This window comes from Microbulbifer maximicatervae (SeqCode) (genome assembly GCF_052468295.1).
Genome location: NZ_CP174340.1, coordinates 5,272,978 through 5,280,000, shown reverse-complemented (window position 1 = coordinate 5,280,000; position 7,023 = coordinate 5,272,978). Strand labels below are relative to the sequence as shown.

General features: G+C 49.2%; 7 protein-coding genes (1 of these 7 only partly in view). 2 read left to right on the top strand and 5 right to left on the bottom strand.

The genetic code is table 11. From position 1 onward, the window contains the following. The 3 genes in view from ilvC to ACJJIQ_RS23355 are tightly spaced (at most 22 nt apart) and all read right to left on the bottom strand, a layout consistent with a single transcriptional unit that may run on beyond the window. Window positions 1-167, bottom strand: partial view of a ketol-acid reductoisomerase gene (gene ilvC / locus ACJJIQ_RS23365; protein WP_282934339.1) — the 5' portion only. 859 nt of this gene lie to the left of the window's left edge; 167 of the gene's 1,026 nt are visible here — the first part of the coding sequence; its start codon is at window positions 165-167; its stop codon lies beyond the left edge, outside the window. Window positions 168-189: 22 nt separating this feature from the next. Further along, a complete protein-coding gene (ilvN, locus tag ACJJIQ_RS23360) occupies window positions 190-681 on the bottom strand; it encodes an acetolactate synthase small subunit (RefSeq protein WP_282934340.1) in 492 nt (163 codons plus the stop codon). A gap of 11 nt (window positions 682-692) precedes the next feature. Continuing rightward, window positions 693-2,429, bottom strand: coding sequence for an acetolactate synthase 3 large subunit (locus tag ACJJIQ_RS23355; RefSeq protein ID WP_413664326.1), 1,737 nt, complete (start codon window positions 2,427-2,429; stop codon window positions 693-695). Between the two features lie 451 nt (window positions 2,430-2,880). Between ACJJIQ_RS23355 and ACJJIQ_RS23350 the strand changes: the two genes are divergently transcribed. Further along, window positions 2,881-3,354 carry a DUF4124 domain-containing protein gene (locus tag ACJJIQ_RS23350; RefSeq protein WP_445363147.1) on the top strand — a complete coding sequence of 158 codons (474 nt, stop codon included), beginning with the start codon at window positions 2,881-2,883 and terminating at the stop codon, window positions 3,352-3,354. 24 nt (window positions 3,355-3,378) lie between these two features. Here the strand turns inward: ACJJIQ_RS23350 and ACJJIQ_RS23345 are convergent, their stop codons facing one another. Further along, window positions 3,379-4,452 carry a DUF4785 family immunoglobulin-like domain-containing protein gene (locus ACJJIQ_RS23345; protein WP_445363146.1) on the bottom strand — a complete coding sequence of 358 codons (1,074 nt, stop codon included), beginning with the start codon at window positions 4,450-4,452 and terminating at the stop codon, window positions 3,379-3,381. Between the two features lie 30 nt (window positions 4,453-4,482). Then, a complete protein-coding gene (locus tag ACJJIQ_RS23340; RefSeq protein WP_444926624.1) occupies window positions 4,483-5,700 on the bottom strand; it encodes a hypothetical protein in 1,218 nt (405 codons plus the stop codon). Between the two features lie 255 nt (window positions 5,701-5,955). On the opposite strand from ACJJIQ_RS23340, the gene ACJJIQ_RS23335 reads away from it, so the two are divergent. Further along, window positions 5,956-7,020: a helix-turn-helix domain-containing protein gene (locus tag ACJJIQ_RS23335; protein WP_444895245.1), complete on the top strand. Its 1,065-nt coding sequence runs from the start codon at window positions 5,956-5,958 to the stop codon at window positions 7,018-7,020. The last annotated feature ends 3 nt before the right edge of the window (window positions 7,021-7,023 follow it).

Below are 7,023 nucleotides of genomic sequence, written 5' to 3'. Positions count from 1 at the left end.
TTTTTCCAGGAAGCAGACCCCTCGCGCAACCCAACAACAACATTCGCTACACCAGAGTCTTTCAGGTTATTGGCATGGGCATGACCTTGAGATCCATAACCAATAATGGCTACTGTTTTTCCCTGAATTAAAGAAAGGTCACAATCTTTGTCGTAATAAACTTGCATCGCTCAATTCCTGTTTTTTGCTCTATACACTTAATACTTTTTCACCACGGGCAATCCCGGAAACTCCGGATCGCACCACTTCCATAATTGTGTGTTCCCCCAGCGCCTGGAGGAACGCATCGAGTTTTTCGCCGGTTCCTGCCACCTGTACCGTGTACATACTGCTGGTGACATCAACGATCTGCCCGCGAAAAATATCGACACTACGCTTCACCTCATCGCGCTGGGCACCATTGGCTCGCACTTTCACCAATAGCAGCTCCCGCTCGATATGAGAGCCTTCAGTGAGGTCCACCAATTTCACAACATCGATAAGCTTGTTTAGGTTCTTGGTAATTTGCTCAATCTTGTGATCGTCACCAATCGTCACCAAAGTGAGACGCGATAAAGTCGCATCCTCAGTAGGCGCCACGGTGAGGCTTTCAATGTTGTAGCCACGCTGGGAAAATAAGCCAACAACACGAGACAAAGCCCCTGGTTCGTTCTCCATCAGAACCGAAATTATTCTACGCATCGCCCTACCCTTTAAGTTCTCTCAGTTTTGCTCAGCCACATGTCACGCATGGAGCCATTTGGTAGCACTTGCATGGGATAGACATGCTCAGATGGGTCGACGTATACGTCGATAAATACAGTGCGATCCTTAATTGCAAAAGCTTCTTGTAACTTGTTGTGTAGGTCTTCACGACGCTCCACTTTCACTCCGACGTGACCGTATGCCTCGGCGAGTTTCACAAAATCAGGCAGCGATTCCTCGTAAACACTATTGGAAAGCCTTCCTTCATATTGCATCTCCTGCCACTGCTTCACCATCCCCAGAGCCTGGTTGTTAAGGCAGAGGATTTTTACTGGCAGATGATATTGGGTAGCCGTAGAAAGCTCCTGAATACACATCTGGATACTTCCCTCGCCAGTTACGCACACAACCTCTTTATCCGGGTGAGCTATTTTCACCCCCAAGGCTGCCGGTAAGCCGAAACCCATAGTCCCCAACCCACCGGAGTTAATCCAGCGGCGCGGCTTATCAAACAGGTAATATTGCGCAGCAAACATCTGGTGTTGCCCTACATCGGATGTCACAAAAGCATCACCCTCAGTAATGTCATACACCGCCTTGATCACATCCTGCGGCATTATCAGAGCACCATTCGTCTGATAACGAGGAGCCGTGTAGAGTCCGTGACGCTCACGCCAATCATCGATTTGGCGCCACCAGTCAACTATCGCGGAGTGATCCGGCTGCTCATCATTGGCTTTCAACGCTTCGAGCATCTCCCGAAGGACAGCCTGGACCGTGCCGACAATCGGGATATCGGCAACAATCGTTTTAGAGATCGAAGCCGGATCGACGTCGATATGAATAATTTTGGCACCCGGGCAGAATTTGCCTGGAGTATTTGTCACCCGGTCATCAAAGCGCGCACCTACAGCCAAGATAACGTCGGCGTGATGCATGGCTGTATTTGCCTCGAAAGTGCCGTGCATACCGAGCATTCCCAAGAAACGCCTGTCACTTCCGGGAAATGCTCCGAGCCCCATCAAGGTATTAGTCACCGGGTAGTTCAACTTTCTAGCCAGCTCGGTGAGAAGCTCGGCGCCGCCACCCTGCACCACTCCCCCGCCGGCATAAATCACCGGGCGGCGAGCTGATAGCAACATAGCAATCGCTTTGCGAATCTGGCCGCTATGCCCCTTACCGGCTGGGGTATAGGAGCGCATCCGCAATTTTTCAGGGTAGTGGTAGGGGAATCTCTCCGCCGGGTTGGTTACATCCTTTGGAACATCGATCACTACGGGACCGGGACGGCCAGTATTGGCGATAAAAAATGCCTTTTTGACGATCGTAGGAATATCTTCAGCATTTTTTACCAAAAAGCTGTGCTTCACGATCGGCCGCGAGCAACCGACCATATCTGTTTCCTGAAACGCATCCTCACCGATCTTATCCCTGGGTACCTGGCCGGATATCACCACCATAGGGATAGAATCCATATAGGCCGTTGCGATGCCAGTAATCGCGTTCGTAGCACCGGGACCAGACGTCACCAGTACCACACCCGCCTTACCAGTAGACCGTGCATAGCCATCAGCAGCATGGGTCGCACCCTGCTCGTGGCGCACGAGAATATGCTTTATCGATTTCTGCCGAAAAATAGCATCATAGATATGTAACGCTGAGCCGCCCGGGTATCCAAAAATCAGATCCACCCCTTCATCCTGCAGCGCGCGAACCAACATATCGCCGCCGGAAAGTAATTCCACTTGAGTCTCCTCAATTTTCCTGTTTTATAGGATAGCCATCACCGAAAACGTATAAAACGCCTACTAGCAAGAATGCCAGACAGCAATTATAGGGGAAAATGGTGACAAATATCAGCCTGTTGCGTGTTTAGCTGCCGATTTTTAGGATGAACTGATCGCGCATAAACACCCAACCCCAAGTAAATCTACAAAGGTTCACTACGGGGTTAGCAGGCCTCCAGGGGTGGGGAGGGCCACTCAGTAGAATTTCGATGGAGGATGTTCCACCAGGGTTAGACTCAAAACCACGGGTTTGCGGTGAAATCTAGTCACTGAGTAAACCCCCGATTTTGCCAATTGAGTCCTAGCTGTCAATAGGTGTCTGCGAAAGTGTTAAGACAGTTACAGGAAAACCCGCCAGTACCGGTACAATAAGGGGACGGAAGGAACATCAACACAAGGGGTAAGCACCATGCGCATCTTACTGGCGCTATTGATTGCAGTAACAGCTACGACCACTCAAGCCGACGGCATCTATAAATGGGTAGATGAGAATGGTGTTGTCCACTTCGGTGAGCAACCTCCAGGAGACGCTCAAGTGGACGTGATCAAAAAGCCCAAGTCAGAGCGCTATAAGAAATGGGAAGCTGAACAACATGCGATAGCCGCACGTGAAGCACAGAAAAATGCACCTCAAGTACCTCAACAGTCAAAGGAAGAACAGCTGCCCGACGCTGAGCAACAGAGACAACTGGAGGCCAGAGCTAAAGAAGAGGCAGCAAAACGAGCAGAGCTCTGTGTCGCGTACCAAAAGAACCTTAAGAGCCTGACCACACACGCGAGAGTGCGCGAAAAAGATAAAGATGGAAACTATCGCAGGCTCGGAGAAGATGAGCGGCAAGAACGCATTACCAAAGCCCGCGAGCAAATCAAGAAAAACTGCTAGTCGCCCTTCTAACGATGCCGATTCCTAAGGCTCACGGTAGGGGCTATCAGTAAATTGATCCAGGCTATAGCGCTCAGTGTAATAGCCTGGTTCAAAAGCACTATCCCTGGCCATAGGTACCGTCACCCTGGCAATACTCAATTGTTTCACCAAGTAGGGGCCGTCCTGCCCGGCATCGCGAATTAAGAGCCCATAAAACTCTAGGGGAATCCAGTGCCGCCCCGCCGTTAACTCAAGAGCATTTTGCGTTGTGCCTATCGGGGATTGCTCATCGTTATACAGGGAGCCCTGAAAATAGTAGCGCCCCTCTCTGCTGATATCGACTTCCGCCTCAATTAATAAATTGCCATCGGCGGTAACGGAATCCCGCAACGAGCCCGTATAGCTTCCCGTATCCTCAGATAGGGTGAATGCTGCCGCATCTCGGAGACCATCAATATCCGTATCCACAATGACCTTAAAAATGCCCGCTTCCAGCACCTGGCTATTAAAGGAGCCCGCCTCCATCAATACTTCGTAGACTAAGTCTCCATCCGAATCACTAAAAGCCAAGGTACCCACGACTTGTTGGTCTTCGTAAACCAACAGCGCAGTCAGGTCAGCACTGACCCGATCTCCATCACTATCGGCCTGATAGGCAAAAACCCGAATAGTATCCCCACGCAAATAAAACTTTTCATCTGTCCATATAGTCAGAGAATCCCCTTCCTCACTGTGAGTGGTTCTTTCATCCACCGCAAATGTCTGAGTAATCGGGTCCTGTTCAGGAGTTTTAATTGCTCGGTTTTCTGGCGGATAGCGATGAAAGCGGGCCAGATCCGAGAGAAGGGATTCGTGTAACTCAGTCTTGTTGGGCAGGGACTGAATTCCCTTCCATAGTTTTACAGACTGATCCTCTTGCTCCAGTTCCGCCGGCTTAACGTTATCAGGCTTGCGGCTTCGGATAGATTGCTCTTCAGCTTTTGCTTTGGCTACAACAACGGGCGTCGCCTCTTCACCACCAGCCAGGGCCCAGTAACCCACCAATCCAGTAACTACGGCCAGTACACCCCAGCCTGCCAGCCGGGCCTTTGAGCGATCTTTGCTTGATGTGGACATCAATACCTCCGAAGCCTTTTATTTTTTTAGTTAATTTGTGCAGGCTGAGATTCTACCCGCGCTGTTCTTTCCTGAGCCACAGTCCAGTCCATCGGGAATAGAATCATAATCGGGGGATAGAATACCACCGTTACGCTGCGCATCATGATCTGTATAGATACTGGCCAAATTGTAAGATCGAGCAGTGCCTTTACTGTCGTTATCACAAGAGAAAATCGCGCTGCCGTAAGCTACGCCAAACAGGGTTTCATATTCTTTGAGATTCGACCACAGGTTGCGCTTGGCAGATCCGGAACAGTTCATTTGCGAAGCCAAATTAATGTAACCGTCATCCTCACCATTCAGCAGCATGGAGGTAGCACTTTCCACACCTGGGAAGCCCGCATAACCCCCAATGGTGTACACCGGCGCACCGAGATTAGTCCCTACATAATTTCTCACAGTGTAAACATCATTAGTCTGCATATAGCGAACCGCCGAACACTCACGCCCAAGAAATAGTGCATTGACCAAATCGTCATACCAGCTTCCATTACATATCCGATCAACGCCTTCAGTACCGGTAATTGCACCTCCTGTGGTGAATATTGCAGCAACACCGCTGATAGCCGCATCAAAATCAACGCTCACTGCGTAGCTCTCGTTAAGCCCGGCAACTCGAACTTCTTCTTCAACCGTTTTACAGGATTTACTGCCATACCAAGTCGTGGAACATTTTTTTACTTCTTGAATTTCTGTATTGCTATCGAACTGGTTGTAGGCGCGATTGTAGTATGGAGATCCTTCAACAGCGTTACCCGCGATATACACCATTTGAGCGGCACCCTGGCTGTGGGAAATAATCCAGAAAGTGTCCTCTGCTGAGCACTGGTTTTCGTGTTCAAACCGATCTCCCTGGCCAGAGCGGATCTCTATAATTTGACGAGCAATTTCACCCGCAGTCTCATCATGCCAGTAGGGAAATTCACCTTCATCAGTTGAGTTATAACCGACAACGCCGTAATTGCCGCCATCAACTAACAATTGCTCAATAAAATCACTGCTAGAATATTCGTCGAAAACCGCCTCACTCCAATAGTCCAGTGCTGGCTGCACTAAACTCCCATCATTACTTTCACTTGTAGTGTGTCCTTCGACTCCGTGTCCATGAACCAGGATATAGCAGTTTTCCGCTACCGCTGATGAAGCTCCAATTATCGCCGAGAAAAAAATAGACAGGCTTGTACCCAGCCTTTTAGACAGTGCCATTGTTATTTTCCTTTATTGTTTTAGTAAGTGGTAACTCTCGTGACTGAAGAGTTTTAAAAAATCTGAATAACGCAATGTACAGCAGACGACTAAAACTTATCCTTAACGCTCTATTTCGGAATAGGATTAAAGGCGCCAGAGGGGGGTCGAATCCGCCACGCGAAGCGACCAATTCGTCATATTCCTCAATTTATACTCGTGCTTTGAGGCGCCTTTGCTATGATGCCGGCAACGCCACCCGGACGGCAGTAAGTCATGAGAGACCAAAATAAAAATATGTCCGGCCATGCCGGCGTGCCCAAGATATTTGCGCCTTACTTTGTGGTTGCAGCCGCCAGGCTCGGCATCCCCACCGAGACGCTAATTGAACGATTGCCATTCTCATTTAGCTGGAATCCAGGAGAGAGTGAATGGCTCAATTACAGTGAATTCAATGCTCTAATTGAAAGCATACTTGCGCTATCCCCTGTTACCTCACCAGGTCTCAGCTTTAGTCGCTTCCCAATTATGCTTTGGCTTGAAGAAACTATTATCGAAGCTCAGCCCTCCTTGAGACGGCCGAGGGAGATCTTTCGCCCTGCAGAAATTGTACTCTCACAAACTCTGGCCCCCCTCCTGCGGTTCCAGACTTACCAGGAAGCCGATGCGGAAGTACTCACACTCAACTGGCAGCAGGAACTCTTTAGCGCTCCGGTCAATCATTTTATTGCTGAAATGCTGATGAGTCGTGGAGTAGACCTATTGCGCACTCTTAACCCCAGGTTTCCCGAGGTCCGGGGATTAAAGTTACGCAGTGAAAAGCCAGAAGATGACTCTATCCACAAGAGGATTTTCCAGTGCCCGATTGAATTTTCCGCTGATGAAAATGCGATTATCCTGGGATCCCAGATACTGGACTTCCCTATACCCAGTTACCATAAAATCATTCGCAGCCAGAGCCGAAATATATTAAAAGCAGTTCTACACAACACTTTGACCAGCTATAACCTGGCAGCGAGTTTGCGAGCCTGGCTCGAAAAGCACTTGCTCAGTGAAGAAATTACTATCAAACAAGCCGCAGCCCACTTCCGCACCAGCGGCCGTACTTTACAGCGCAGACTGAGAGAACAGGGAGTAACATTCCAGCAGCTTAAAGACAGTGTTACGCTATCTCTGACCAAGAAACTCCTTCTCTCAACCAATGATTCCGTAGAAAGTATTGCGGTACAACTTCATTTTGCCGAACGCGCAGTATTTACTCGCTTCTTTAAAAAACATGAGGGAGTCACCCCTTCTGAGTTCCGTCGCAGCAATGTCGACAGAGATATTTTCGAAGCGTAAATA